Source organism: Veillonella parvula (assembly GCF_001553335.1).
Classification (GTDB): domain Bacteria; phylum Bacillota; class Negativicutes; order Veillonellales; family Veillonellaceae; genus Veillonella; species Veillonella parvula_S.
Map to the genome: position 1 here is coordinate 1 of NZ_KQ960800.1, position 625 is coordinate 625.

At 45.0% G+C, this 625-nt stretch carries 1 protein-coding gene; it reads right to left on the minus strand.

Features of this window, described 5'->3' with window-relative positions; all coding sequences use genetic code 11:
• On the minus strand, positions 1-625 hold a 625-nt coding region (locus HMPREF1865_RS07025), incomplete at both ends, for a GTP-binding protein (protein WP_230949616.1).

A 625-nucleotide genomic window follows, 5' to 3' on the forward strand; every position in this document is an offset into this window, starting at 1 on the left:
CCTGGTTTAGCCAATACTTGACCACGTTCGATGTCTTTACGATCAACACCACGAAGCAATGCACCTACGTTGTCACCTGCTACTGCAGAATCCAACACTTTACGGAACATTTCAAGACCTGTTACTACATATTGTTCAGCTTTTTCTTTCAAGCCTACTACTTCAACAGTATCACCAACGTTTACTTGACCACGTTCAACACGGCCAGTTGCTACTGTACCACGACCAGTGATTGTGAAAACGTCTTCCACAGGCATCAAGAATGGTTTATCAGTATCACGAACTGGTGTTGGGATGTAGGAGTCTACAGCGTCCATCAATTCGTCAATTTTAGCTACATATTGAGCATCGCCTTCCAAAGCTTTCAACGCGGAACCTACAACGATAGGTACTTCGTCGCCAGGGAATTCGTAGGAAGAAAGAAGTTCACGAACTTCCATTTCTACCAATTCGATCAATTCTTCATCGTCAACCATGTCAGCTTTGTTCAAGAATACTACGATTGCAGGAACACCAACTTGACGAGCCAACAAGATGTGTTCGCGAGTTTGAGGCATAGGGCCGTCAGCTGCGGATACAACCAAGATAGCGCCGTCCATTTGAGCCGCACCAGTAATCATGTTTT